Source organism: Glaciimonas sp. PAMC28666 (assembly GCF_016917355.1).
GTDB lineage: Bacteria > Pseudomonadota > Gammaproteobacteria > Burkholderiales > Burkholderiaceae_D > Glaciimonas.
In genome coordinates this window covers 4,535,043-4,557,164 of the sequence record NZ_CP070304.1, presented here as the reverse complement: position 1 = coordinate 4,557,164, position 22,122 = coordinate 4,535,043, and the positions used below count along the sequence as shown (strand labels likewise).

General features: G+C 49.6%; 30 protein-coding genes. 10 read left to right on the top strand and 20 right to left on the bottom strand.

Translation table 11 applies throughout. From position 1 onward, the window contains the following. Positions 1 to 37: 37 nt before the first annotated feature. The 11 genes from JQN73_RS19490 to JQN73_RS19440 form a co-directional block, all read right to left on the bottom strand. A complete protein-coding gene (locus JQN73_RS19490; RefSeq protein WP_205320593.1) occupies positions 38 to 400 on the bottom strand; it encodes a DUF3168 domain-containing protein in 363 nt (120 codons plus the stop codon). After that, positions 397 to 894 (bottom strand): HK97-gp10 family putative phage morphogenesis protein, encoded by a 498-nt coding sequence (locus tag JQN73_RS19485; protein WP_205320592.1) that lies wholly within the window; start codon positions 892 to 894, stop codon positions 397 to 399. The genes JQN73_RS19490 and JQN73_RS19485 overlap by 4 nt, the downstream gene beginning before the upstream one ends. Further along, positions 887 to 1,207 (bottom strand): phage head closure protein, encoded by a 321-nt coding sequence (locus JQN73_RS19480; RefSeq protein WP_205320591.1) that lies wholly within the window; start codon positions 1,205 to 1,207, stop codon positions 887 to 889. Before JQN73_RS19480 ends, JQN73_RS19485 begins: the two co-directional genes overlap by 8 nt. Beyond that, positions 1,207 to 1,542 (bottom strand): head-tail connector protein, encoded by a 336-nt coding sequence (locus JQN73_RS19475; RefSeq protein ID WP_205320590.1) that lies wholly within the window; start codon positions 1,540 to 1,542, stop codon positions 1,207 to 1,209. The genes JQN73_RS19480 and JQN73_RS19475 overlap by 1 nt, the downstream gene beginning before the upstream one ends. Then, positions 1,543 to 1,749 carry a hypothetical protein gene (locus tag JQN73_RS19470; protein WP_205320589.1) on the bottom strand — a complete coding sequence of 69 codons (207 nt, stop codon included), beginning with the start codon at positions 1,747 to 1,749 and terminating at the stop codon, positions 1,543 to 1,545. 66 nt (positions 1,750 to 1,815) lie between these two features. Beyond that, the gene (locus JQN73_RS19465) at positions 1,816 to 3,108 is read right to left on the bottom strand and encodes a phage major capsid protein (RefSeq protein ID WP_205320588.1); all 1,293 of its coding nucleotides are present in this window, start codon (positions 3,106 to 3,108) and stop codon (positions 1,816 to 1,818) included. 9 nt (positions 3,109 to 3,117) lie between these two features. Further along, positions 3,118 to 3,816, bottom strand: coding sequence for an HK97 family phage prohead protease (locus JQN73_RS19460; RefSeq protein ID WP_205320587.1), 699 nt, complete (start codon positions 3,814 to 3,816; stop codon positions 3,118 to 3,120). Next, the gene (locus JQN73_RS19455) at positions 3,813 to 5,105 is read right to left on the bottom strand and encodes a phage portal protein (protein WP_205320586.1); all 1,293 of its coding nucleotides are present in this window, start codon (positions 5,103 to 5,105) and stop codon (positions 3,813 to 3,815) included. The genes JQN73_RS19460 and JQN73_RS19455 overlap by 4 nt, the downstream gene beginning before the upstream one ends. 7 nt (positions 5,106 to 5,112) lie before the next feature. Then, the gene (locus tag JQN73_RS19450; protein ID WP_205320585.1) at positions 5,113 to 6,858 is read right to left on the bottom strand and encodes a terminase large subunit; all 1,746 of its coding nucleotides are present in this window, start codon (positions 6,856 to 6,858) and stop codon (positions 5,113 to 5,115) included. Then, positions 6,815 to 7,285: a phage terminase small subunit P27 family gene (locus JQN73_RS19445; RefSeq protein WP_205320584.1), complete on the bottom strand. Its 471-nt coding sequence runs from the start codon at positions 7,283 to 7,285 to the stop codon at positions 6,815 to 6,817. The genes JQN73_RS19450 and JQN73_RS19445 overlap by 44 nt, the downstream gene beginning before the upstream one ends. 142 nt (positions 7,286 to 7,427) lie before the next feature. Next, on the bottom strand, positions 7,428 to 7,682 hold the full coding sequence (locus JQN73_RS19440) for an HNH endonuclease (protein ID WP_240162608.1): 255 nt from the start codon (positions 7,680 to 7,682) through the stop codon (positions 7,428 to 7,430). Positions 7,683 to 7,849: 167 nt separating this feature from the next. Here JQN73_RS19440 and JQN73_RS19435 point away from each other — a divergent pair, with 167 nt between their 5' ends. Continuing rightward, entirely contained in the window at positions 7,850 to 8,080 is a 231-nt protein-coding gene (locus JQN73_RS19435) for a helix-turn-helix transcriptional regulator (protein ID WP_205320582.1), read from the top strand. A 358-nt stretch (positions 8,081 to 8,438) separates the two neighbouring features. After that, on the top strand, positions 8,439 to 8,615 hold the full coding sequence (locus tag JQN73_RS19430) for a hypothetical protein (RefSeq protein ID WP_205320581.1): 177 nt from the start codon (positions 8,439 to 8,441) through the stop codon (positions 8,613 to 8,615). A 197-nt stretch (positions 8,616 to 8,812) separates the two neighbouring features. Here the strand turns inward: JQN73_RS19430 and JQN73_RS19425 are convergent, their stop codons facing one another. The 6 genes from JQN73_RS19425 to JQN73_RS19400 all read right to left on the bottom strand — a co-directional run bounded on the left by JQN73_RS19425 (position 8,813) and on the right by JQN73_RS19400 (position 14,544). Further along, the gene (locus JQN73_RS19425; RefSeq protein WP_205320580.1) at positions 8,813 to 10,948 is read right to left on the bottom strand and encodes a hypothetical protein; all 2,136 of its coding nucleotides are present in this window, start codon (positions 10,946 to 10,948) and stop codon (positions 8,813 to 8,815) included. Between the two features lie 284 nt (positions 10,949 to 11,232). Beyond that, complete coding sequence (locus JQN73_RS19420; RefSeq protein ID WP_205320579.1) at positions 11,233 to 12,096, bottom strand: hypothetical protein; 864 nt, start codon at positions 12,094 to 12,096, stop codon at positions 11,233 to 11,235. Between the two features lie 489 nt (positions 12,097 to 12,585). Continuing rightward, positions 12,586 to 12,948, bottom strand: a complete 363-nt coding sequence (locus tag JQN73_RS19415; protein ID WP_205320578.1) for a hypothetical protein — start codon at positions 12,946 to 12,948, stop codon at positions 12,586 to 12,588. A 19-nt stretch (positions 12,949 to 12,967) separates the two neighbouring features. Then, a complete protein-coding gene (locus tag JQN73_RS19410) occupies positions 12,968 to 13,318 on the bottom strand; it encodes a DUF1064 domain-containing protein (protein WP_205320577.1) in 351 nt (116 codons plus the stop codon). 97 nt (positions 13,319 to 13,415) lie between these two features. Next, positions 13,416 to 13,889 (bottom strand): hypothetical protein, encoded by a 474-nt coding sequence (locus JQN73_RS19405; protein ID WP_205320576.1) that lies wholly within the window; start codon positions 13,887 to 13,889, stop codon positions 13,416 to 13,418. 88 nt (positions 13,890 to 13,977) lie between these two features. After that, positions 13,978 to 14,544 (bottom strand): helix-turn-helix domain-containing protein, encoded by a 567-nt coding sequence (locus JQN73_RS19400; protein WP_205320575.1) that lies wholly within the window; start codon positions 14,542 to 14,544, stop codon positions 13,978 to 13,980. A gap of 26 nt (positions 14,545 to 14,570) precedes the next feature. Here JQN73_RS19400 and JQN73_RS19395 point away from each other — a divergent pair, with 26 nt between their 5' ends. Then, entirely contained in the window at positions 14,571 to 14,891 is a 321-nt protein-coding gene (locus tag JQN73_RS19395) for a hypothetical protein (protein ID WP_205320574.1), read from the top strand. A 153-nt stretch (positions 14,892 to 15,044) separates the two neighbouring features. Here JQN73_RS19395 and JQN73_RS19390 read toward each other — a convergent pair whose 3' ends face one another. Beyond that, a complete protein-coding gene (locus tag JQN73_RS19390; protein WP_304607817.1) occupies positions 15,045 to 15,509 on the bottom strand; it encodes a YmfL family putative regulatory protein in 465 nt (154 codons plus the stop codon). A 150-nt stretch (positions 15,510 to 15,659) separates the two neighbouring features. On the opposite strand from JQN73_RS19390, the gene JQN73_RS19385 reads away from it, so the two are divergent. Continuing rightward, positions 15,660 to 16,148, top strand: a complete 489-nt coding sequence (locus tag JQN73_RS19385; RefSeq protein WP_205320572.1) for a hypothetical protein — start codon at positions 15,660 to 15,662, stop codon at positions 16,146 to 16,148. Positions 16,149 to 16,470: 322 nt separating this feature from the next. Here JQN73_RS19385 and JQN73_RS19380 read toward each other — a convergent pair whose 3' ends face one another. Then, a complete protein-coding gene (locus JQN73_RS19380) occupies positions 16,471 to 16,794 on the bottom strand; it encodes a hypothetical protein (protein WP_205320571.1) in 324 nt (107 codons plus the stop codon). A gap of 430 nt (positions 16,795 to 17,224) precedes the next feature. On the opposite strand from JQN73_RS19380, the gene JQN73_RS19375 reads away from it, so the two are divergent. Beyond that, positions 17,225 to 17,497 carry a hypothetical protein gene (locus JQN73_RS19375; RefSeq protein WP_205320570.1) on the top strand — a complete coding sequence of 91 codons (273 nt, stop codon included), beginning with the start codon at positions 17,225 to 17,227 and terminating at the stop codon, positions 17,495 to 17,497. A 591-nt stretch (positions 17,498 to 18,088) separates the two neighbouring features. Here the strand turns inward: JQN73_RS19375 and JQN73_RS19370 are convergent. After that, complete coding sequence (locus JQN73_RS19370) at positions 18,089 to 18,340, bottom strand: YdaS family helix-turn-helix protein (protein ID WP_205320569.1); 252 nt, start codon at positions 18,338 to 18,340, stop codon at positions 18,089 to 18,091. Between the two features lie 84 nt (positions 18,341 to 18,424). Between JQN73_RS19370 and JQN73_RS19365 the strand changes: the two genes are divergently transcribed. The 5 genes from JQN73_RS19365 to JQN73_RS19345 all read left to right on the top strand — a co-directional run bounded on the left by JQN73_RS19365 (position 18,425) and on the right by JQN73_RS19345 (position 22,056). Then, positions 18,425 to 18,910 carry a hypothetical protein gene (locus tag JQN73_RS19365; RefSeq protein WP_205320568.1) on the top strand — a complete coding sequence of 162 codons (486 nt, stop codon included), beginning with the start codon at positions 18,425 to 18,427 and terminating at the stop codon, positions 18,908 to 18,910. Positions 18,911 to 19,757: 847 nt separating this feature from the next. After that, positions 19,758 to 20,264, top strand: coding sequence for a hypothetical protein (locus JQN73_RS19360; RefSeq protein WP_205320567.1), 507 nt, complete (start codon positions 19,758 to 19,760; stop codon positions 20,262 to 20,264). Between the two features lie 217 nt (positions 20,265 to 20,481). Then, entirely contained in the window at positions 20,482 to 20,694 is a 213-nt protein-coding gene (locus tag JQN73_RS19355; protein WP_205320566.1) for a hypothetical protein, read from the top strand. Positions 20,695 to 20,727: 33 nt separating this feature from the next. Next, positions 20,728 to 20,979, top strand: a complete 252-nt coding sequence (locus tag JQN73_RS19350) for a DUF4224 domain-containing protein (protein ID WP_205320565.1) — start codon at positions 20,728 to 20,730, stop codon at positions 20,977 to 20,979. Positions 20,980 to 20,988: 9 nt separating this feature from the next. Continuing rightward, positions 20,989 to 22,056, top strand: coding sequence for a tyrosine-type recombinase/integrase (locus JQN73_RS19345; RefSeq protein ID WP_205320564.1), 1,068 nt, complete (start codon positions 20,989 to 20,991; stop codon positions 22,054 to 22,056). Positions 22,057 to 22,122 lie beyond the last annotated feature (66 nt).

Genomic DNA, 22,122 nt, shown 5'->3' with positions numbered 1-22,122 from the left:
GAAAAAGCCCGAGGGCGTGTGGTGAGTTAAAACGTTGCTAAAACCAGAAACTAAAATCCTGCCGTCGTCCATGCAGCTTGGTATCACTCTCGTAAGATCCGGTGGCGGCACCGAGGACCGTGGTTTGCAATGCCGCTGCCATCCGCAATTGATCTTCAATCTGACGCGACAGGCTGGCGACTTCAGACGGCAGCGCTGACCAGACGTCAATCTGCCAGCGGCTATTCCGTTTGGACGGTAGCGCCTTGTCGAGTAAATTGACTGCAGCGCCACCGACGAGCTGGTAGGTGATATATGGCGTCGGCGGTGGCGTCTTGCTGACGTTCTGAAAGACCTGGTCCGCCACCAGATGACGCAGCGTGCTGAAAATAACGGTTTCTACCGTGACCGCCGCCGTCATGGCGACTCCCTTAAGAATGACTGGATTTTTTGGCCCATTTTGATGACCATGACGTCAATGGCGCGATCCTTGACGCTTTCATAGGCTGGCCGGATGAACGGTTTTGCGCCTATTTTTGAGTTGCCATACTCCAATTTTGCGGCTTGCCGGTGTGCCTTCCATGCGGCTTTCTTTGCCTTCTTGCCGACGATCAGATGCCCGTTTTCTACCCAGCGCCAGTAGAAAGCATCGCCGTCGTTGCCTTTTTTGCCTGACCGTACAGTGACCAGATAAGTTTGCTTGTCCGCTCCGCTGGATTTCTCTTCGGCGCGCTTGATGATCAGGTTGGCTTTGATGGTGCCGGACTTTACCGGGACGCGGATCTTGGCTTCTTCCAAAAACACTTGCGCACCGGCAAATCCTGTGGCCCGCAACGTCGATTCGCCCGCTGCAGCGATCAGTTTATCGAGACCTTGCAGCATGTTGCCGGTCAGCTTTGTTTCAATGTTAACCATCGGATACCCCGCGAGAACACATTAATAAAAGGGCTTTGCGACCCTGCCCGAGGATGGCCTCAACGTTATAGATATTCTCACCGTGGACCACGCGCATGGAAGCAACGATTCCTTGCCGGTACCGGATCGTAATTTTAGTTTGTACGGCGTTTTGTACCGCAGCGGCGGCAATATATTCGCGTCCGGAGAGATCGACTATCGATGCCCATACTGTGGCGATATCGGTCCAGCCTGTGAGTGGATTGCCGGATTCGTCCTGGCCGGTTGGTGGGGACTGGAGCGTAATCCGCCTGGTAAGTCTTCCTGCAAGCATCAAACCCCCAGTTGTGCGCGGTAAGGCATTAACAATGCGTGGGAACCATGCGGCACCTCTGACACGCTGGCACCGACAACGACATCCTCGCGGTTGGCATATAAATGCCCTAAGATCAGGAGCATGCCTGCCTGAATCAGGGCGTTGATGACCATTGGGGACGGTCCAGCGATACCGGCCAGCACGGCGGCATCTAAGGCGGACTGATCCGCGTAGACATTGCGATTCATAAATGCCTGCGCGGAGAGTTCGGCCGCCTGCACGGCAAGCGAAATGTCCTCATCCGGGTCATCTAACTTTAAATGCAGGCGCGCTTGTGCATCGGTAATAAGCATTTATTTACCCTTGAACTTGGTTTTTATAGCGACAGCCTTGGTTTCTGGTTTGTCGTTGCTCTTGTCTTCCAGTTTCTCCGCACGGTCCACCAGTCCACGCCGCAATAGCGCATTGGCAAGACTCTCATCGACCGTGATGATATCGCCGCGTTGTAGTTCGTAGAAGCCGTGCGTAAGCCGGTCTTTCACCATAATTGTTACGTCCATCGTCGCTCTCCGTGGGTGGGTTCTGCGCCTCAACTAGCGCTGAGGCGCACAGTAAGGTGCGCTGTACTACGGCGCTACGGTCATCTCACCTTTGATAAATGCCTCAGGACGATAAACGGCCAAACCTAGCCGCTCCTCGATAAGGATGGCGACCATATTTTTAATGAAGTCATCTTCATTTTCCGTAGCGACCGCAACGCTGGCTTGCATCCGATCAAAGATTTGCGCGCCCAACTTAAACGCGCCGACCAGAAAAGAATTGACGGCCATCGCTTGCGTGCCTACGACTGGACGGCCCCACAATGCGGGTTGTGCCATGTTCTGCGGATTGGCAAAGATGTACGCGCCGGTGGTGTCCTTTTGCAGTTCAATCGCAGCCCAATCGGACGGATGCATAACGATGCCGGTCGACGGATACTCGGCCAACTCCGACTGCAGCAATGCCAGGCGCAGCACGTCGATGCGGGTGGCATTGGCGACCGCGATGGGTGCCGCGTACCCGACCGCTTGCGTGTAAATGCCGTTGAGGTTATTGCCGATGCCCGACCCGTGCAGCAATTGACCTTCTTCTTTGAGCGCCAATCCATAGCGCAACCGGCCGTCGATGTAACTTTGCAGCATGGGCGAGTCGGACAGGATCTCAGTCGATGCTTTGACGTAATGGGCGATCTTGACGACGGCTTGGGCGACTAAATCAAAGGCAATGTCGGACTTTGGCTTTGCCGTGCCTTCGACGACTGTCGCGGCCATGTTCTGGAACCCGGTCTCGCGCACGTATTGGATCAGGTTGGAATTGGTGGTGCCGGGCGTGAGCAAGTCGCGCACTGTCAGGCGACGATCAGGGGCGGCGATGATGCCAGCGCGGCGGTCCGGGGCGATGGTGCTGCCCGCGCTGGATGGATCGGACGTAATGCTGACGACCGCCTTGATCGGAAAATTGAAGCCTTTGCGATAGTTGCCTGCGGACACGTAGTCTTTGAACTCTTGCGAGTCTGAGACTTGCTGACCAATGGACTGGGACGATTGCTCCTGGTCACCCGCGCTGCGACGGTCTAATTTCTGTTCAGCTTCTTGCAAGCGGGCTTGCAGTTCCCCTTGTTTGACCAATAGTTCGTCGACTTTGGTTTTGGTTTCCAGAGACATATCGCCTGATTTACGGGCTTCGGCAAAGGCCTTTTCTCCTTGTTCCTTGACCTGGTCGCTAATTTTTTGAAGCTCAGTGGTGATGGCGGCATTGTCATCGTCAGGACCGATGGCTAATAGCAAGCCGGTACGCTGCATGTAAATGAATAACATGGCATACAACGGCTCAAACAGAGAGACGATGGATCGGACGAATGCCGAATAAGTGGTTTTCATGATGCTTCCTTAAAGTTGGAAATTCCGTAAAACGGAAAGCGAATCTTGCTGCGTGCTGCGGTGTTTGCTACGTTGGTCGCCACCGGACTCACTCCGGGAAAGCAATTCTTTCAAGCCACGGCTTGCAATGACCGTGGACTGACTTTTAGAAAACCCTGCCTCGCGCAGGATGTCTTCAAATTCGGACAGGCTGGGTAAGCTGCCGTTGGCGAGCGCGGATTTGACGCTTTCGATTTGCGCTTGGGCATTGGCCGGAAAGGTGACGATGCTGATTTCTTGCAGGTCTAATTTGGTGAGCGTCCGGACGCGGTCTTTTTCGTTCCAGCTGTCCTCGAGGACGTAGTAGCCGATGGACATGCCTTTGATGACACGGCGCTTCATGAGCGCGTAGGCTTCTGCGGCGCGGGTGACGTGATCCTTGAGCAGGAAGCCGCTTACTTTCAGGCCGTGTGCATCCTCGACCAGCTGGTCGTATCCGCCGATTGGTTCTTTTGAGTTGTGCTGCCAGAGTGCCGGGAGCGGGTCGCCCGATGCCTGAATCGCCTTGAGGCTATCCGCAAACGCACCCGGTGCCACGATTTCGCGATAGCTATCGATATTGCCAAAGACAGCACCATAACCTTCAAATGTGCCGTCGTCGTTCACGGCCGATGCCTTGAAGGCGAACTGCTTGTGCTTGACCGTTCGGTTTGTGCCATGGGTTTTCATTGGTCTCCTTTTGCTGCATTATCGAGCCAGTCATTCAGCGCGTTTTTAGCGGTGGTTCCGGTGTCGATACCGACGCCTAATTTATCGATTGGTAGCAGGTTCGATTGCACGGTGAGTACGGCGGCATTGCCTCCCATCGGTGGTAGATTTTCTAGTTTTCTACATTCATCGCGGCTCATGACGCCGTTTTGGGTCATGGAGCTGTAGAACGCTGCCCTCGCTGCGGAGTCGCCGCGCAGCAGGCCTTCCAAAGCAAACTCGGCACTGTATTCCATCCGCTCGATGGGGGTGAGCAGACTTTTGCGGATCGATTGTTCAATCCGGACGCACCAGGGACGTAAGACAAAGGTGACGAAGCCGATCATTTGCGATTCGATACCGGTGCCCCAGGTGGTGGATTTATCGCTATGCCCGACCATGAACGGCGGAACGCGAAACCAGCGGCATATTTCTTCGACGTTGAACGCGCGCGTGGAAAGTAATTCGGCGTCCTGCGGATTCATATGTAACTGTTCAAACCCTGCACCTTTTTCCAGCACCATGACGCCACCAGAATCAGATACGGACTTGATGTGATTGCGGATGTCTTCGCGTTGATCCGGTTTTAGTGGCGCATCCATGGTGACCAGACCGGATGATTTCATGCCATTCTTGAAAGTGTTGGCGCTGGCTTCATCCGCGGCCATCGCACCGCCAAAGACATTAGCGCCCATGGTGATGGGGGACAACCCATTAAGGCCGTCTATCGTAAAGGCCGGCGTGTGCCACATGTAAGATTCTGGAATCGTGCGCTGCCTTCTGGTAATGGGGTCGTCGTATTTCCATTGGACTGCGCCAGCCTCCAGTCGCCGGAAGGTGACGCGGTTTGGTAGTAGGAGTTCCAGCGATGTGATGACGCCGCCTGAGATGCGTAATTCTACGTAAGCCGCGCCCCACAACAGCATCGATGCAACATACGCTTGCCAGAACACGACAGCGGTCATGTCGGCGTTTGGCTGGGTGTGCAACAGGCTGTAAAGCTGGTGGTCTTTGGCGATGACTTTATTGCTGCTGGTGTCACGGTAAAGATTCATCGGTAGCGTTGATAAAGTTTCTGAAATCAACCGCACGCAGGCCCATGCTGCCGAAAGCTGCAGCGCGGAATTTACTGTGACTTTTTTGCCGGAGATGTTATTGGCACTTATCCACTCTGCCCAAAATGCGCCATTGGTGAGCGCAATCGGGACGCCCAGCCAATTGAGTAAGGCCGACTTCACGCGTCCTGGCGGTGTGGTTTTAATTTCGGTCATAGAGTCTTTACACAATGATGGGATTTCTAAGGAATTCGTCCAGGCTGTCGCCGTCTGTCATGCTGTTAATGAGTCCGGCTGCCATGACAGCGGCCAACATCAAATCGATGCGGCCCGTTGCGCACTCCTTGTCCAGCTTTCGATTGCCTGCACCGTCCGCAACGGTGACAGCGTTCCCGGCGCACATGGTTAAGATTTTGTGACCGTTGTGGACGATCTCACCGTTCAATAGCATGCGTTCGAAGTTCTCCAGGGCCGGTGACATGTCTTTGTAACCTTGGCCAAAGGGCGTCATTTCTGGCAGGCTGATGCCATCATCTTCGGCCATGGATATCAGGTCTGCCATGCGCCAGCGGTCGTAGGCAACGGCAACGATTTCGAAAAAGTCACACATTGCGGAGAGCTTTTGCAGTATCACGCGCTTGCTAATCGCACGACCGGGGGTGGTTTCCAGCAATCCTTCAGCCTTCCACAATACGTATGGCACACGGTCGGTATCTGATTTTCGCTGTAAGTCGGCGTCCGGTAACCAGGCGAAGGGAATGATCTTCCAAGGCTCCCGCGATGTGACCGGCTCAACCAGAAAAACCAAACCGGTTAAATCGGTTGTGCTGGACAAGTCAAGCCCCGCGACTACGCGGCGACTACGTAACTCTTCAATATCAAAGTCTTGCCGTGCGCCTTTCCATACTTCATGGCTGATCCATGGTGACTCCGCATCGGTCCATTGGCAGAAGTTCAGTCGACGAACCAGCGCTTCTTTGGATGGCATGCCCTTGGCTTCGGTAACCTGTTCGCGGATGTATTTATATCCAGGAAGGTCGGCGTCTTGCAGGCTGGGATTTGCCTTAGGCCAGCAGGATTCGTCGACGAAGGGATCGTCGTCTTCGTCCAGGCTGCAGATGTAGGGAAAGAATCCGTCATCCAACATATCGCCAGCGGCGACCCGCGCGCCATATTCGTGATAAGACCAACACGGCCCATTGCGCCCACTGCCTGCATTAGTGATCATGAAGATCATGGCTTGCCTGCGGCTTTTGGTACCGGCGCGCAGCATCTCAACGACCTTATTGGTTTTGTGTTCGTGCAACTCATCGATCAACGCGATGTGTGGTCGCGGGCCAGACTGACCATCGTCGCTGCTGATTGGGCGAAAGAATGCGCCTTGCGCCATGTAAGCAAGATTCCAGCAACGTTCGCCGGTACCGGACTTTTGTAATCGCTTGGATAATTCCGGCGACTGATCAACCATCGCAACCGCATCGCGGAACAAGATCATGGCCTGATCTTTTTTAGTGGCCGCGGAGTAGATCTCGGCGCGGGCTTCGCCGTCAGCGACCAATCCCTTCATGCCGATTCCAGCGGCTAATGGCGATTTACCGGAGCCTTTGGCGGTCTCGACATAGGCCACGCGGAACCGGCGATAACCGTCCGCGCCTTGCCAGCCGAACAAAGATCCGACGACGAATTGCTGCCACGGAAGCAATACAAAAGGGACACCTTCGAAGTCGCCACCATTGAGTTTTAATACATTGCTATAAAAGCGCTGCGCCTTGCTGGACTCATCAACATTCCAAAACAGGCCACGCTTTTTGCCGGTCTTGATATCGCTGAGATGGCGGGCGCATTGGGCACAAACGTGCGGTCCTGCAATTCTTTTTCCAGCAACGACGGATTTTGCGTATTCCGTTACGGTGTCAATTGTCCCTTTACCCGAAGAACTCTTTGAGCGGGTCTTTTTTATCGTCGTCATCGGGTATGGCGTGTACTTTCGATCTGGCGGCAGGCGTCAGGCCGAACTCGACCAGGTAACTTTTGAATTGGGAATCTGCGGCGCGTAACTGATTGACGGCAGGATTATTTTTGATGAGCGTGTTGCCGGACTGATCGACGGTTTCGTACGTGCGACCATCGCGCACGATTAAAATGCGGCACGCCAAAATGTCGGCGTAGCAATCGCACAGCCGCTCGAGCGCAAAACTATCGGCTTCGGTCAACACACCCATCCGATCTAACAGCACGGATAACCGGCCCCATGCAACTTTGCCCGCGTCGTCCAGATGCGCTGGACAGGAAGGGATTTCCCGCCGCGGCTTGGGCTCAGTTTTGTTCAGCGCACGCTTTCCGGCATTGCCTGTGACCAGTTTTAAGGCCGTGGGTTTAGGGCGTCTCCCGACCATAATTACCGTCCCAGAAAAAAAGTTTCAATACGCGGGTGTACACACGGAGATATACGATCGGTTTCCGCGGGAAGGTCTGGCGAGTTTTTACCCACCCCTGGGGGTAGTCAACTGCAATGAAGGATTCATGCGACGCACATCACTACTTACGGCGTCTGAAACCCGCCTCTGCCCTCCTCCATCGCGGCACCGTTGAGAGCATCGGCGATGCACTCGGCCAACCGTCATCACCTATCGTCATGCGTTGCTTTTGCCCGAGATCCGTAAGAGTCTTTAGTTCATGGCAAGCGTGACAGAGGATTTGCTGATTGCTGTCATCGTTGGTACCGCCGTTAGCCAGTGCTGTGACGTGATCAAGCTCAAACCCGGATGGATAGGCGGTCAATGCTTTGCACATGGCGCAGAATGGGGAGCAGGACCAGATTCGCAGGCGCATGGCTTGTAGCCTTCTGCCTCTAATCCGTTCTATGATCATCTCATTCTCCTAATCGCAAGACCTGATACGGCCATCCTTGCTACAAAATCGGTCTGGCGTTAAACCAATTACATCCACCAATAAACGATATGGAAACTTACATCCCACACGAAGTTGTTACTCTGATGGTCGATAACGACTGGAGGCCTACACGTGCATGGCGCGAACATCTCGGACTGACTCAAATCCAACTAGCAGAACGTCTGGGTGTTTCACAGTCGTCCTACGCGCAAGAAGAGGCAAGCTGCACGCTAGACAAACCCAGCCGTGAGAAGATCGCCGCCGCACTCGGTATAGATGCCGAACTGCTCGATCTATAAAAAAAAGCCCGCATGACCTTTCGGTTGCGGGCTGAATCCAAACCTTAGGAGGTGTTGGAGGAGACAGCTAAACTTTACCATAAAAATGGTGCGGTGCAATACGGTAAAAATACGGTAAGGCGAAATGCAAAAAGCCTCGGACCGATGAAGGTTCGAGGCTTAAATTGCTAATACAGGAGGTGATTCCCGAAACTCAGTTCTATCTGAAAAGTGGCTTCGACGTGTAACGAATCAACTCTTGTATTAACAATGCGAGGACAATATTTCTTTTCTTTTGGACGTCAGAAAACGCCCCTAAACAGAACATACACTGGGTTTACGTCCAGATCAAGATAATTTATCCAAAATGGAGCTAGCAATGGACCTTAATTCAATCAAAACTTCAGTCGACTACCAGATGGCGTTAAAGGAAATTCAGTCGCTGATGGCGGCCGAACGGGGTACGCCGGAAGGTCGCCGCTTAGTGATTTTAGCGACGCTTGTGGAGACCTATGAGGCTGAGCAATTTCCTATTGTTCTTGCAAAATTTGGTTGATGGAATCAAACCCCAGGGAACAAACTAAAAATTAGTATAAAAGTCGTGATGTGATTTGATAGGATGCGTCCGAACGGGGGCGTTGAGATTTCACCTCAAATCAGACGATCAAGCCTATTCTTGAACTTCTACAATGCACCTACAGCGGTGAGTCGCCCTTATCAATAAAAAATAAAAGCGCTTTAAAAACCTTCAATCTAGTGCGTGGCATTAGTCTTCAATCCTTCAATTGGATCGCCCAGCAATATTCTAATATGTTCGGGGAGACCAACATGGCAATAACGCATCGTTTCAAGCAATGGATTGCCATCAACTATCTTCTTAATTAATTCATCTGCCGCAATTCCTGTCTTTTCAGAAATCTTTTGAATGACAGAATCATACCAATCGTCCTGTTGAAGATTTATCATATAGTTTGCTTCAAGATTGACCGATTGTGAAAATGCTATATCGATGATACCCAATTTAACGAAGTGACGTAATACGTCGGTAACGTAAGACATTTGCATGAAACCAGCAATGAAGGTCCGCCAAGTTATGAGGTCAATCCCTATTGATTTCAGCGCAGGCAGATAGGCGCTAATTCGATATAGAATTCTCGCGATGAATATCGAGGATTCCGCCCCGTTTACTGGAAGAAACGTACCAATGACACTGAATGCACCAGATCTAAGCAGTCCGTTTGCGACGGAAGCATGTGAGCCACCTACAGGTGCCGTAGAACACGCGCTCAACATGACGATTGGCGGTATTCTGGCCTTATAAGCTAGTTCCCAAGTATTTGTGCGATCTATTCCGAACTGAAGCCAACCAGTTGAATTCGATCCGCCGTGATCTCCGTGGCAGTCGAATATAACGACAAATCCATTAAAATCATTCAAGGCTTGGATCGCTTCTTTTTCGCTTTGAACATCTACTATCTTCGTTTCCAAATGCTCATCAATTGCAAATGAATTAATGGAAAATTCCAACATTGGCTTTATAGGATCTCCATCTATAAATGATCTGACGATCAGAATTTTCTTCAAGTCATCCGCATGCAAGGTTATTGGCAATCCGCACGTAGCAGACCGAAGAAGAACATTCCCAGGTGTCATCGGAAGCTTCGAAACTTCATGGCTTATCATCAACGGAAGGTTGCCCAAATACATCCACTCCAACGGGACGTCGCTACAGATTTTGCAGGCCCGAGTTCTTGTGCATATCAATGCAGATATTTGGTCTCCAACATCATCTTTTAAGTCACTCACATACTTGTGAAAGGCCTTCTGGAGTAACATTTCAGCTTTAGAGTCGGACCGTTTTGACAAATTTTCTATTTGTCTCAATTGTGATGAGTGCAAATTAATAGAATTCGGCAGTCTTACACTTGCAATATTTTGTACACACGAAAGTACTGCCGTAGCCATCGAAGTCGCATAGATCTCGCTCTGTCTGATCGCTAAGAGTGAACCCATTACAGGGTCCTTATATGGATTGACCAAAGGATCTCCGTTAAAGCGAATTGTCGAAGATGAATAAGACTTTGATTTGAAAAGTAGGTGTTCGATTGCTTTTTTCTTCCAACTTTCCTTTATAGGTCTAAGGATCTGATTCCAAACATTACTTTTGAAGTCATAGAAAAATACTTTTACAGACGGTGCGTAAATTACAATCTCCTGCTTATGAGAAGACTCCTCTACGCATAATATATCCATGACTATTTCTGCTGTCGCAACTACAGCGTCAATTGCCTTTTCGTGATCATGCAAGATAGCGCCTTTTTCTCCGATGACGACATAACCGAGATTCTCTAGCAACATTATATTTGGCATGACCACACCGTGCAGCAGCGGCAGTTCCACCGATTTCGAGTATTTCTTCCTCTGCAGGCTATTTTTTCCTGACCGACAAGAAATCACGGACCATAACTCATTATCAATCCCATGACAAAATGGCTCATGGATCTCCCTAACGTCAATAACGCCTACTTGCACGGTTGGCGATAGTATTAGTGCAATGCCAGTCTTAATGTTCTGTGTTTCCCTTACGGTTTTAATGTGCGTGGGAAGACAGAGAAAAACAGTTACCTCGTCTATGCTCACAAATTGGATTTTTTTAAGTGAGTCTCTCCCAATGGCAATTACATACTTGAAGTCATTAACCCGCCTAGACTCTCGCAATTCATCGTGAGTCATGAGTACCTCGTCCAATGCGAGTGGCAAGCAACAAAGAATGCGCAGCAAACTCAAAAATACCGGATTCGCAACCCCCCGGTTCCACCCTTGGAAAGGGGTTACATCCAGCTGCTCAGAAACTCCCTCCGGAACGACAAGTACGTATTTCAAGCGCATAGAAAATTTCTCGTAGTTGGCGATATGAGTGGTTGGGGTAATCGCTTGAAGCGTTTTGCAATAATTTTATTTTATTTAGTAAGTCTTCCTTCAAGGATGAAACGTAAGAGGCCTACTAATCAAACCCATCATGTGCCAGCGTCAAATTCTCACTAAGTTCTTTGCCATTCCATTGGCACCCCTGATATGCGCGGTAATGTGTAAATGAGTTGCGAATTTATTATTTCATTTGGACAGCCACCATGGTCCATGAGTGGAATGAGAATTACATGTGAATTCCATTCTTAGCTGGACGTTGAGATTAGCCACTGAATTCCAGTTAGATCCTTAACTACTGCCATGGTGATATGAGCGCTCAACAAAGGCATTGATTGTTCATTTTCGGATAATCCATATTGCTCGACCAATGTAGCAAATGGCTTTGCAAGCGAAGTTTGACGTATTACCTCACTAAAGCCTTTAGCCAGAGCCACTATTGATTCGAAAGCCGGTTGCTCGCCAGCCTTTCGCTCCCGTAATTCTGCAAGTAAGTCAAAATATTCATGGCGCACTGGTTCACTACATGCCACAGAATGCGTGCCCGCAACTTTGAAAGTATTTCTTGCGTGCCCTGACAGATCAGCTGCTGGTCGAAAATTAGTATGGGAGATTATTTTACGGTTGCAGTGATAGTCAACGAGTTCATTTACGTCCTGCAATGCCGGAGCCGCATAGAGGATCAATGCTGATTGCTGAAATTTGCTGTGTAGGTGCTCAAGAAGGGACTGTTGCTCGGGATAGATATCATAGCGGAAGTAAGGTGATTTCCAGTGAGTCCACTCTGCAGCTCGGGCAGAGACAATGTATTCTGACCTCTTGTACTGAAACAAGAGATTTGTTTTAATATCTGGGATGTTTGCAACTTCTTTGCCAAGAAAGTCTTCCATTTCTGCGGCTATCTCGCGAAAGTCCAAACCAGAATATTTCATACGAAAAAAATATGGATGTCCTAACCGACGCCAAAAGTGTCGGTTACGGGTTAGCGCAACAGCATCAGTGCCAATGCTCCCTTCTTGAAACTGCCCTAACGGATAGTAAACCTTAGAAAGATTGGCTAACTCGATGTTAAAGTAACCTTCAAAAACTTTTTCTTCGTAGCGAATACGCATTGATGCCTTAGTCTATTGATGCATAACGTGCGGGCTAAATGACTCGCCGTTACGACGCGTCCATGTTAATCGAATGGTAGCTCTCGCTCGATTTTGATGCATTGCCATCAACATGCATGCTACAAGTAAAAACGCATTTGAAGAGTGCATGCTGCGAATAACGGCCAACCCAAGTAATATTCTAAAACCAAGAGAGCAAGCCGGGCAACCGATTAAAATCCGTGATCGAAGAAAATCAAAGGCGCGTGAGACTCTAGCTCTGACATTATAATAATGCAACTAATTTTACTTGTTCGCACTATTCTCGTGTCTGACGAATCAATCAAAAGTTAAATGAATGCGGTCAAATGCAAAAAGAGGGGGCTCTTGCGTTTACTGTAGGTATTTCGAAATTGATAAATTTATTCCGTGATACTAAGACAGGCGTTTAGATCGCACGCGGGTTTGAGCCGGAGCCAAACCCGAAAACCGGCCATTTCCTTATACCCATCAACGAAAATAATCCCTAGTAGCAGCATTCCGTTTCATCCGTTCAACAATCCCCACCTCCGCCACAGCCAGCACATCAACAAACACCGCATTAGGAAACCGCCAAACCCGCGAAATACCACAACGCTTGTTAATGGCCCAACGATGCATCTCCTTCATTTCCCACAACATCAAATGCACAGCCTCCGCGGTATTGATATCGGCTTGTGCATAAGATGCGTTATGCCACTCATCGTCCTGCTCGCGGTCGCGGTGGGCGTTTCCGGCGTCGTCGCGTCTGGTCCAACGCACGTAAATGTCCAGCACCTCGGTTAAAGGGTCTGGCACGTAGCCGACTACTTCGATTTTTCGTAGTGCGCTCATTTGGTCCCTTGTTCGATGGTCATTTGGTCTCCACGATATCGATCTCATGCACCCACTTCATGAGGTGGCGCTTGACCTTGTAGACCGGTGTAAGTACGCCTTTGACGTCCTCCACCACGTAGCAACCGGTCATAACATTCGTGTAGGAAAAGTCTGCCTTGTACTTCATCGCGGCTTTGGTTTTACCCTGGATAATTACCCTGGGAGCGAGGACAAAATCTATCTGGCGCGTGAGGTTGGATATCTGCCCTGCCCGCTCAAGAATCTGCAATTGTCGGTACCGGTTGAACTCGGCAATGCTGTCAAAGCGTTCTCCGTTGTGGCACACCGTGGTATTGCGATATTTTGGTCTGCGGATTGCTGTTGCCATGCTTCAAACCCTTTAAGTAAATTCTTATGCATCTGATCGAATCGCCTGTTCAAACCCGTTTAATCGCCCCGGCCACGCTGCGAGCAGGTCGCAGATTTCATAGCGATGACCGCGGCCTCAGAGCGCGGGCGGCTTCCAGCACGGCGGCGCGATTTTGTGGGGATGGGCCGATGTTTTCAGATTCGGGTTTGCTCCTGATCGCTGGCATCAGTCTTTGACCGGAAACTGAGACTGGGGGCTTGCCGCCGTTGTCCAGCGCGGCTTGAATCCGTCCTTTGAACGTGTAGAGCGATTCGCCTGCGTGTGGCTGCATCCCCAGTTCCGCTCCCTTGGCCGCCACCGATGACTCCGTGGCGTACCACGCGCCCTGTGCTTTGCCGTGGTCGTCCTTCACAATCCATTCGGCTTTGAAGCCAGCCCAACCGCGGACACAGCAAATTTTCAAGGCATCCATCAACGGAATGCCTGCCTTCACCGCCTCGGCCGTCGCCATGTCGAGGACGGTTTCGGTCACCGGCGCGTTCTTTGCCTTGCGCAGCTTCAGCCAATCGCCCGCCGTTTTGTTATCCACACCGGCCGCGATCAGGGCATTGATGGGTTTCCAAACCGGGTTTGGATCGGAAGGCGCTTGCGCCCCTTTTGGGTTCTCTTTGGGTTCCTTACGGTTCCTTACGGTTCCGTGGCCCGTTTTTGGGCCTGTTTCTGGGGAAAAACGGGCCTCTTTGAAGGGAAAAAACGGGCCTGTTAGATGGGAAAAACGGGCCTCTTTCATTTTCAGCATTTAACGCTTGAAGAGGCCCGTTTTCGGGAGTGTTTAGCCCGATACCCTCCCGTTTTTGGGCTTCTTTAACAGGCCCGTTTTCGGGATCGTTTCCACTATATGGCTCATCAACAGGCCCATTTCCGGGCCTGTTAGGGTCGTTAACGTCCCGTTTTTGGGCCTCTTTAACAGGCCCGTTTTCGGGATTCTTTAATTGATAGACGATAACCTGCCCAGTTCGGCCTTTTCGGACGTCAGTTGCAGCGATAAATCCCGCCTGCTTCAAGCGCCGAATGTTCTCCTGAACAGTCTTGCGGTCCTGGCACGTCGCAGCCGAAAGATATTGCACGGAAGGCCAACACACCATGTCGTTGTTAGCGCAATTCGCCATCGCCACCAGCACAAACTTCGCTGTTGACCGCTCTACCTTGAGATTTAGTGCCCACGTAATTGCTTCTACGCTCATTGCGTCACCTCCAATTGTTGCTTTGTATGCGCGAAATAAATTATCGAGCGTCGGTCCATCTCTGCCCTGTCGCCGCCTATGCACTGATCATGTTTGGTATGGCAACCCACCACGCCAGGACGATCACAGCACAGCGGAAAAGTCGCCAGATAATGTGCCTTCAGCCCTGCCCCCTTACCGTCCTGATGGCGATTGCTGTGCGCCGCCTGGGAGAATCCTTCGATTCCACAACACGCGCACGGCAAACCTGCCACGCGCCTGTAGTGCGCTTTCTCAATAGTCGGCACCACCTTCTGGCGGGACTTGATCCGCTTGGGCGGCTTCTTGGAACGCTGGAAGGATGTTAAGGACAGAAGACCAGTAAGGCCGCGCGTCATGGGTGCGCGCCTCATGGGTGTGGAACGGGGTTTGATGGTGCTGCGCTTCATGCAGCTAACGGCGGTTGCGATGTGGCCGACAAACCCCGATGGGGCCTACATCTTGGTTCGCTTAGCTTGCCGTTACTTGTCATCGCTTGAATTCTCAGCGCGGCAGTAAACCTTAAACATCAGGCTCATCATTTCCTGAATGGTCTTGTGGATTTCTTCGGCAATCGCGTTCAACTCCTTGCGCTCGCGTTTGTCGATCTCGCCATCAGCCGTTGCATCGGTGTAAGACTGCGACAGGCGACCAAGGCCAGCGTATAGCTTCTGGAATTTAAGATGCAGCAATTCATCATCAACATCCTCGCCTTCAAACAACTTAACGAACACCCCGCCGCTGGTGGTCGCGATGGCTTCGGCAAAAAACTTCGTACCAGAAAACGCCTGCATCTGAATCGCCGTTTCCACCAATATCGACTGGCCCTTGCGTTCATAGATCCGGTTTTCTAATGAGCTGCGCGTCATGCCCAGCGCCGGTGCAATGGCGTCCCACCCACCATTAAAAGATTTGATCATCGATAAATATGCTTTTCTGAGGTCCACTACTTGTTCCTTTTTGGGGTGGTTTAAAAATGTGGGGGCGGCTAATACACTGCCCTCAGCCGAACCGTATCTAGGCAATCCTAGGATGTTGCGGTTATTGATCCATTCGTAAGCGAAGGCCGACGAACCATTTCGACGAAAGTATCATTTATGGATTTCACCCTTATAGGCGTGGCCGCTTCCGCTATGTCCGCAGCCAAAGAATTCGGAAAAGCAGCATTAAACGTGAGGGACTTCGCCGAAATGGCACCCGTTATTGCCGGTCTTAACGAACAATTGCTCAAGGCCCAGGATGCATTGTTCATCCACAACACCCACCTTCTTGCTCTTCAACAAAAGGAGTTCGAAACCGCAAAGAAGCTGAGAGAAATGGAAGAAACTATCGCGCAGCGCGGCAGATACTCGCTTGTCGAAATCACCACAGGCATCTTCACGTATGGGATGAATATCTCCCCAGTAAGTAGCGATGTGTCCCATCCAATTGGAGCGGAGCCCATGCACTACTTGTGTCAATCTTGTTTCGATAAAGGGATCAAGTCGGTGCTGCAAAGAGATTCCCTTTACGGGAGTGTTTATCTCGACTGCGTTTGTTGCCAAAAAAAGCTCTACAACGGAGAGCGGGAGCGTTCCGGTCTTTGATTGTCGAGTAGTCGCTTCTCTTTCAGCCAGTTCGGCACGAATAGCGGGGTTAATCAAAGACAGCACAAAACGGGTATATAAGCTTTTCATTGATTCTGCCTACAAATTAAAGTGGAATTTCAAAAGCGTTTTATTCCACGCGATATCAGTCATCGGAGTCGATATGAAATAGTGGAAAAAACTTAAAAAGCGATATTGGGACACATATAGGCGACCTGGAGATGAGCTATATCCGCTGTTATATCTTGGCCCCACGCTACAAGAATATGCTAAGCGGATTACAAAGCTAATCCGAGAGAAACCCGTGGAATTTATATTGGCGTTATGCGCTGTTATTGGCGTGCTCGTTACCATTATGCGGTGATCTAATAACCGTAATTGCAGAGCAGTTTTCTAACACCACTAAACATCCAGGCCGGTATCCGTCCACGGATTTTAGATACGCGCGCAACTCTTCACGCTCCATCGGATGTAGCACCCGATCAAAGTGAATGAGGCCTAGGTCACCTGGGGTCAAGACCGCTAGCAGATCCTTATCGATCAAAATGGTGTCGGGCGGTCCGACACAATATTTAAGCGCAGCACGAAGATTCATCGCAACTGGATCTAGTGTCGCCTTTACCAAACGCGTGAGTAAACTTTTCAATATTTCTCCTGTTGATTAACGGTAGGACCAGTCGAAATTTCTTTAACCGGCATATGGGAAACGGACAATTATCTGACTCTGGTTTGTAGCTATCGCTGAACATCGCGAAGTGTCGTCAAGCCGAGGCGGGTACAGGCCTCGTAATATAGGTGCCGCTTCGGCGCATCTTTCACCCAACGTTTCTGCTTATTACACGCATCAATAAAAGCGCAAAACGCAATCTCAGAACGAATGGCCGGACGAATCAGCAGAAGTAGGAAACGGGTGTATAAATTTTTCATTGATTATTCCTTTAGCGTTTGTTACGCCGTCATGCACGGTTGAGTGTCATCGAAATCTCTAATGCGTGCTACTCCGCGTCACACGCCTATCTATATTTAAGCGGAGTTCTTGTCCAGATTGTCTCCATCACTTTGATAAAGGAAACCACATGAATAACGATAATCTTTTAAGACGAATACAAGCCATCGAAATTGCAAACGATGAACTTTTTGGTCGAATACTCGCCACAGAGGCCTTTATCGTCGCTTTGACAATCGGCGATTGTTCGGATGTTTTACGCGGTGTGAATAGGGAATTTGAGAGTGCGGCTTTTGCGCTAACGGAGAGTTTTGTGGCTCTTCAACAATCCGAAGTATTCCAGAAATCTTTCGCCAAAAGTGTAGCCGCGATTCGAGATCATTACACGCGAACATCGCGCTAGGTGAATAGTTGGATATCGCCCGACGAACACGCAACTCGAATAAAACGTGCTCCTTGTGGCAGTCCACAATGACTTTTACCGGGGGCGGTTCTTTACTAACTGCCGCCAGAATATCGGGTCCGAGAGACCATAAAACGAATCGCCTGCAAAGCTGGTGAAACTTAGAAATACGCATAGGTTTACCTTTTAAGATTGACTGAGGAACAAGGAGTCGGCGACTTGAATAAACGGAACACACCTTCACAATTGAAGATACCTCGACGCAAAATCTTCGGAAGTCGCTGGTCGGGGAAGATTAGTAAGAAGCTGGTAAATGTTGGATGCATCGGAATCTATATCGCTTACCGAATGCAATTGAGTTGCTCTATAAAACGCTGTCCCACGCACCGTGAGTGCCATCGAAAACTCTATATAGCCCATGTGATTTCCGAATGCTGAGAGCGATGCAAAGAAAGATTTTTGTGCATCTTGTGGCGTCGGTCTTTTGAGTCCGACTAAGAACTCATTGCCACCAAAGATCTCAAAACGCGCTTCTGCGCATTGGAATAGAAGATTTCTTTTCATCGTGTCCTTCGTGATTTGTTGTTTATGTCATGCATTACGACCCTCCCTCCTAGGAAGTCCATCCTTAGGATTGGGATACATTGTTGGATTCAGGACGTGAGGTGAATAAATAAAGCCGGTTTCTTTGGCTAGCCAAATGGTGCGCTCAGCAGGAAGTTTTTTTCGCCATTTTGCGACCGCCCAAGACGTCTTTAATCCGGCCCGTTTAGCAACAGCCGTGTCACCGCCAAGATAGTCGATCGCGTCGGCAATCGGGTTGGGGATGAACGTCGATAACATTTATGAGAACCTTAAAGATTGCTTGAATGGATAATACTACTTAAAGTAGCGTCAAACAACTACTTAAAATAGAAATGACACGACTTGAAGTTTTATCTATCCTTCTACCCTATGACGGATCGCAAAGAATTGAATGGGATGCCGGACAAATATCCGGAACTAGCTAGTCGCATACAGGCGGCTATGAAAGATAACGCCATTACCGTTACCGATATTAGGATTTATTTATCGATTAGCTACGAAATGGCTCGTCGTTATACGCTTGGTCAAGCCATGCCGCGCCAAGATAAAATTTTAATGTTGGCGGAACTCCTCAAGCTGTCGCCTGCATATCTTCAATTTGGCTCGGAAGGCCGAGTCGGAAAAAAGTCGCGCCCAGCAAGCGAGTTAGACCATCTGCAAATTGATCAAAAAAACGATGATCCAATGATGATCGATGCAGACGATCTAACGAAACTGATCGATTTATTTGCGCAATCTACGGATAAAGGAAGATCTTTTATTTTGAAATCAGCGGTTGCCGCTGAGAAGGTTGTTGTAAACCGCGGTCAGCGGTCCACCTTGGATTAATCGTAAGGCTGGTCGCGCATTTACATGCTCAGGACCTAGGCTCTTCGTCAAATCTAATATCATCTTTTTATCGACAGCAGGAATCACTTTAAACGCATTCAAAAGTTCGGTCTCTTGCTCGGTATGCATAAACTCCTTTTTCTAGTGACTAGCCTACGATCAAACTATTTTTCAACATCTCCATGACAAAAATGGATGTGCGGCCTAAAAGCTACTATTCGTAAAAATAGTATATTGGAAAATAGACCGAGAAAATTCTGTAAAGTAAGCACACTTGCTCTCCTGTCTCCGTTGTTGCTAGAGGTTTTTAATTTATTGCGTTACATAAAATAGCCCATGAACACGGAGGAAGTTGTGACGACTTGAAACCCTAGACTTAAGAAAACCAAGGACGTGCCGGGGCGATGGATGCCAAGATTTGCGTTGCTTGCAATATTAAGCCGTCATCTCGAATTCGTTTATCAAAGTAAAAATCCAAATCCGTTGTCTCAATTAATCGCGTCGTCTATCAAGTCCAAACACGGACCGACATGATTGTTCGGCAGGTGGAAATGTTCTCCCTGATTTGGTTCGCTTAGCAACTCCGCTATTCATTTCGCCTGGAAACTCACTGGTATCACCCTCCCCTATCCCGAGAGTTCCGGATTCCAATTTTTTAAAGAAAATCCCAAATTTGCCCCTAAAAAGGATTTTGACTTTCATAGGGGTAGGTTAGACGCGTTCGAGGTTGAACCGGAAACCTAGTCGCGCCGCGTTTATCAAATCTACTTTAAGTAGTTGACTTGAATTCTACTTAAAGTAGAATAACTCTTTGCCGGACTCAATTTACGGTAATTCGGAGCGATAAATGAAAAAACAAATAGAAGAACAGATGGTTTGCGCTAACAGCGCAATAACGGCAACGCGCCTTGAAGCCGCCCTTACCTTTTTATCCAGCAAGGGCATCCAACAAACCCTCGAAGACGTACTCGAATCAGGCCACGTTCCTACTCGCGATTGGTGGATTACCAAGCTAGATCGCGATATTCAATATCTTCAGGATAGAGAGATGCCACATACACCGACGCCCTGGGTCGCATTCCATGATCATCCTGATCCAGAGACTGCAGCGGGGCTGGGATATATTCGGCCCGTGGGGTCATCCAGGAACGACCTTTCTATCGCAAGTGTTTATGCTTGTGAAACTCCACGACAAAAGGCCAATCTTGGATTTATCATTCGGGCCTGCAATGCACACGACAGTTTAGTCGCCGCTTTGATGATAGCGCAACGCTACCTCAAATCGGTAGAACACGGAGACGCTCCCTGCATGGACCGCATCGATGCCGCCCTGCTGCAAGCAGGTACGTCATGACCATTCTGCAAAACATCCTCGGAGCTTTCGCTGCAATCCTTTTCATTAGCGTTGCAGGCGCCATGACCACCAACAGTGGCGACAACACGGCACCGACATCGGAAGAAATCGCCGTCGAAGTGAATGTGCAATCTGCGCGATGCTGCAAATCGGAACAGTCCTTCGCAGAGATTTCTCCCCAGGCACATTTGGTTAACGATATCCGAGCACACTCACCATGCTGCTGACAAACGTGACAATGACCGTCGGTGAAAAACTATTCGAATTTTCTAGTGTCGATAATTGGCTTGAGACCGTCCGGGATAAATTCTCCAAACATAAGGTCAACCGGGACCGTGTTACTTGTGTGAGCGCCAGCGGCCATGTTTGTACTACTGCGCAAGAACTTTATGCCGCAGATTTCCCCGTCAAGGTTTATCACAATCCTTAGGAGCATCAACATGCGCAAAGAAAATGCGAATTCATGACGGCATTCTTTGAAATGCCCATCACCACAGAAACCTTAGAGCCGGATGAGATCGCGACAATCACCGGTTGCAAGGCGCGACGCGATCAAATCGACTGGCTCTCCAAAAATGGTTGGACCAGTCATGCAAACAAAGCTGGCAATCCCATCGTAGGACGCTTGTATGCGCGCTTGAAGTTGAGCGGCATCAATCCGGCAACTCTCGGATCGGCTACCGGATGGGTACCAGACTTATCGAAAATACGGTGACGCTGACATATGCGACCTAAATCAACATCGCGGGATTTGCCACCGAATATGCTTCGGCGTACCCGTATCCGAAAAAGTGGTTTGAAGTGGATCAGATATTATTACAATGGCCGCGATGAAAATGGCAAACGCAAAGAAATTCTTCTCGGGTCCGACCTTACCGAGGCTAAGCGAAAATGGGCGGAACTAGATTGCGCACCCATTCCAATAGATACCAGCTTGTGCAGGTATATTTTCAATCGATACGAGCGCGACATCATCTCCCAAAAAGCTGTGGGCACACAGAAGGAAAATGGCTGGTCGCTTAAGCAATTGAGGATAACGTTTAACGACGCTCCGATCAGTTCCATCACTCCGCACCATATCGCCCAATACCGGGACGCCCGCACCGCCAAAGTTCGGGCTAACCGGGAGCTTTCGCTTTTGTCCAATATCTACAATATGGCACGCGAATGGGGCTTTACCGAAAAAGAGAATCCATGCCGAGGCGTTCGGAAGAATAAGGAACATCCCCGCGACTTCTACGCAGATGCACCCGTATGGGACGCGGTCTATAACGCCGCGTGCGAAGAATTACGCGATGCGATGGATATCGCGTATCTGACAGGCCAGCGCAACGCTGACACGTTAAAAATGATGCATGCTCATGTCAAAAACGGCGCGTTGGAAGTCAAGCAAGGCAAAACAAAAAAAATCCTCCGCATTGTCCTGGACGACCAGGATGTCCGCTCAGAACTTGGCACGACGATCGACAAAATTCTTGCGCGTAAAGGGAAAGTCAAAAGTGTGTACTTGGTAGCTAACAGGGCCGGACAACCGCTTAACAAGGGAACGCTACGTACAAGATTCGATAATGCGCGGATCGCAGCAATAAAGCAGGTCATAGATGAAAAAAATGGCGACTACGAAGAGCTGGCCATCCGGATTAAACAATTTCAGTTTCGTGATATCCGGCCAAAAGCGGCGTCGGAAATAGCGGATATTGGCGCGGCTAGTCGGTTACTTGGGCATACGGAGCAGGAAATCACTAAAAAGGTTTATCGACGTGTGGGGGAGAATGTTAAGCCGACTCGTTAGTAAAATTTTGAGCTGCTAGTCTATTTATAAAGATTGTTATTTTTACCAATTTTATTGATACTCTGT

Excerpts from the sequence above, each read along its gene's own strand:
- JQN73_RS19490 (WP_205320593.1), bottom strand. The coding sequence starts at position 400 with ATGACGGCGGCGGTCACGGTAGAAACCGTTATTTTCAGCACGCTGCGT.
- JQN73_RS19485 (WP_205320592.1), bottom strand. The coding sequence starts at position 894 with ATGGTTAACATTGAAACAAAGCTGACCGGCAACATGCTGCAAGGTCTC.
- JQN73_RS19480 (WP_205320591.1), bottom strand. The coding sequence starts at position 1,207 with ATGCTTGCAGGAAGACTTACCAGGCGGATTACGCTCCAGTCCCCACCA.
- JQN73_RS19475 (WP_205320590.1), bottom strand. The coding sequence starts at position 1,542 with ATGCTTATTACCGATGCACAAGCGCGCCTGCATTTAAAGTTAGATGAC.
- JQN73_RS19470 (WP_205320589.1), bottom strand. The coding sequence starts at position 1,749 with ATGGACGTAACAATTATGGTGAAAGACCGGCTTACGCACGGCTTCTAC.
- JQN73_RS19465 (WP_205320588.1), bottom strand. The coding sequence starts at position 3,108 with ATGAAAACCACTTATTCGGCATTCGTCCGATCCATCGTCTCTCTGTTT.
- JQN73_RS19460 (WP_205320587.1), bottom strand. The coding sequence starts at position 3,816 with ATGAAAACCCATGGCACAAACCGAACGGTCAAGCACAAGCAGTTCGCC.
- JQN73_RS19455 (WP_205320586.1), bottom strand. The coding sequence starts at position 5,105 with ATGACCGAAATTAAAACCACACCGCCAGGACGCGTGAAGTCGGCCTTA.
- JQN73_RS19450 (WP_205320585.1), bottom strand. The coding sequence starts at position 6,858 with ATGACGACGATAAAAAAGACCCGCTCAAAGAGTTCTTCGGGTAAAGGG.
- JQN73_RS19445 (WP_205320584.1), bottom strand. The coding sequence starts at position 7,285 with ATGGTCGGGAGACGCCCTAAACCCACGGCCTTAAAACTGGTCACAGGC.
- JQN73_RS19440 (WP_240162608.1), bottom strand. The coding sequence starts at position 7,682 with ATGTGCAAAGCATTGACCGCCTATCCATCCGGGTTTGAGCTTGATCAC.
- JQN73_RS19435 (WP_205320582.1), top strand. The coding sequence starts at position 7,850 with ATGGAAACTTACATCCCACACGAAGTTGTTACTCTGATGGTCGATAAC.
- JQN73_RS19430 (WP_205320581.1), top strand. The coding sequence starts at position 8,439 with ATGGACCTTAATTCAATCAAAACTTCAGTCGACTACCAGATGGCGTTA.
- JQN73_RS19425 (WP_205320580.1), bottom strand. The coding sequence starts at position 10,948 with ATGCGCTTGAAATACGTACTTGTCGTTCCGGAGGGAGTTTCTGAGCAG.
- JQN73_RS19420 (WP_205320579.1), bottom strand. The coding sequence starts at position 12,096 with ATGCGTATTCGCTACGAAGAAAAAGTTTTTGAAGGTTACTTTAACATC.
- JQN73_RS19415 (WP_205320578.1), bottom strand. The coding sequence starts at position 12,948 with ATGAGCGCACTACGAAAAATCGAAGTAGTCGGCTACGTGCCAGACCCT.
- JQN73_RS19410 (WP_205320577.1), bottom strand. The coding sequence starts at position 13,318 with ATGGCAACAGCAATCCGCAGACCAAAATATCGCAATACCACGGTGTGC.
- JQN73_RS19400 (WP_205320575.1), bottom strand. The coding sequence starts at position 14,544 with ATGAGCGTAGAAGCAATTACGTGGGCACTAAATCTCAAGGTAGAGCGG.
- JQN73_RS19395 (WP_205320574.1), top strand. The coding sequence starts at position 14,571 with ATGCGCGAAATAAATTATCGAGCGTCGGTCCATCTCTGCCCTGTCGCC.
- JQN73_RS19385 (WP_205320572.1), top strand. The coding sequence starts at position 15,660 with ATGGATTTCACCCTTATAGGCGTGGCCGCTTCCGCTATGTCCGCAGCC.
- JQN73_RS19375 (WP_205320570.1), top strand. The coding sequence starts at position 17,225 with ATGAATAACGATAATCTTTTAAGACGAATACAAGCCATCGAAATTGCA.
- JQN73_RS19370 (WP_205320569.1), bottom strand. The coding sequence starts at position 18,340 with ATGTTATCGACGTTCATCCCCAACCCGATTGCCGACGCGATCGACTAT.
- JQN73_RS19360 (WP_205320567.1), top strand. The coding sequence starts at position 19,758 with ATGAAAAAACAAATAGAAGAACAGATGGTTTGCGCTAACAGCGCAATA.
- JQN73_RS19355 (WP_205320566.1), top strand. The coding sequence starts at position 20,482 with ATGCTGCTGACAAACGTGACAATGACCGTCGGTGAAAAACTATTCGAA.
- JQN73_RS19350 (WP_205320565.1), top strand. The coding sequence starts at position 20,728 with ATGACGGCATTCTTTGAAATGCCCATCACCACAGAAACCTTAGAGCCG.
- JQN73_RS19345 (WP_205320564.1), top strand. The coding sequence starts at position 20,989 with ATGCGACCTAAATCAACATCGCGGGATTTGCCACCGAATATGCTTCGG.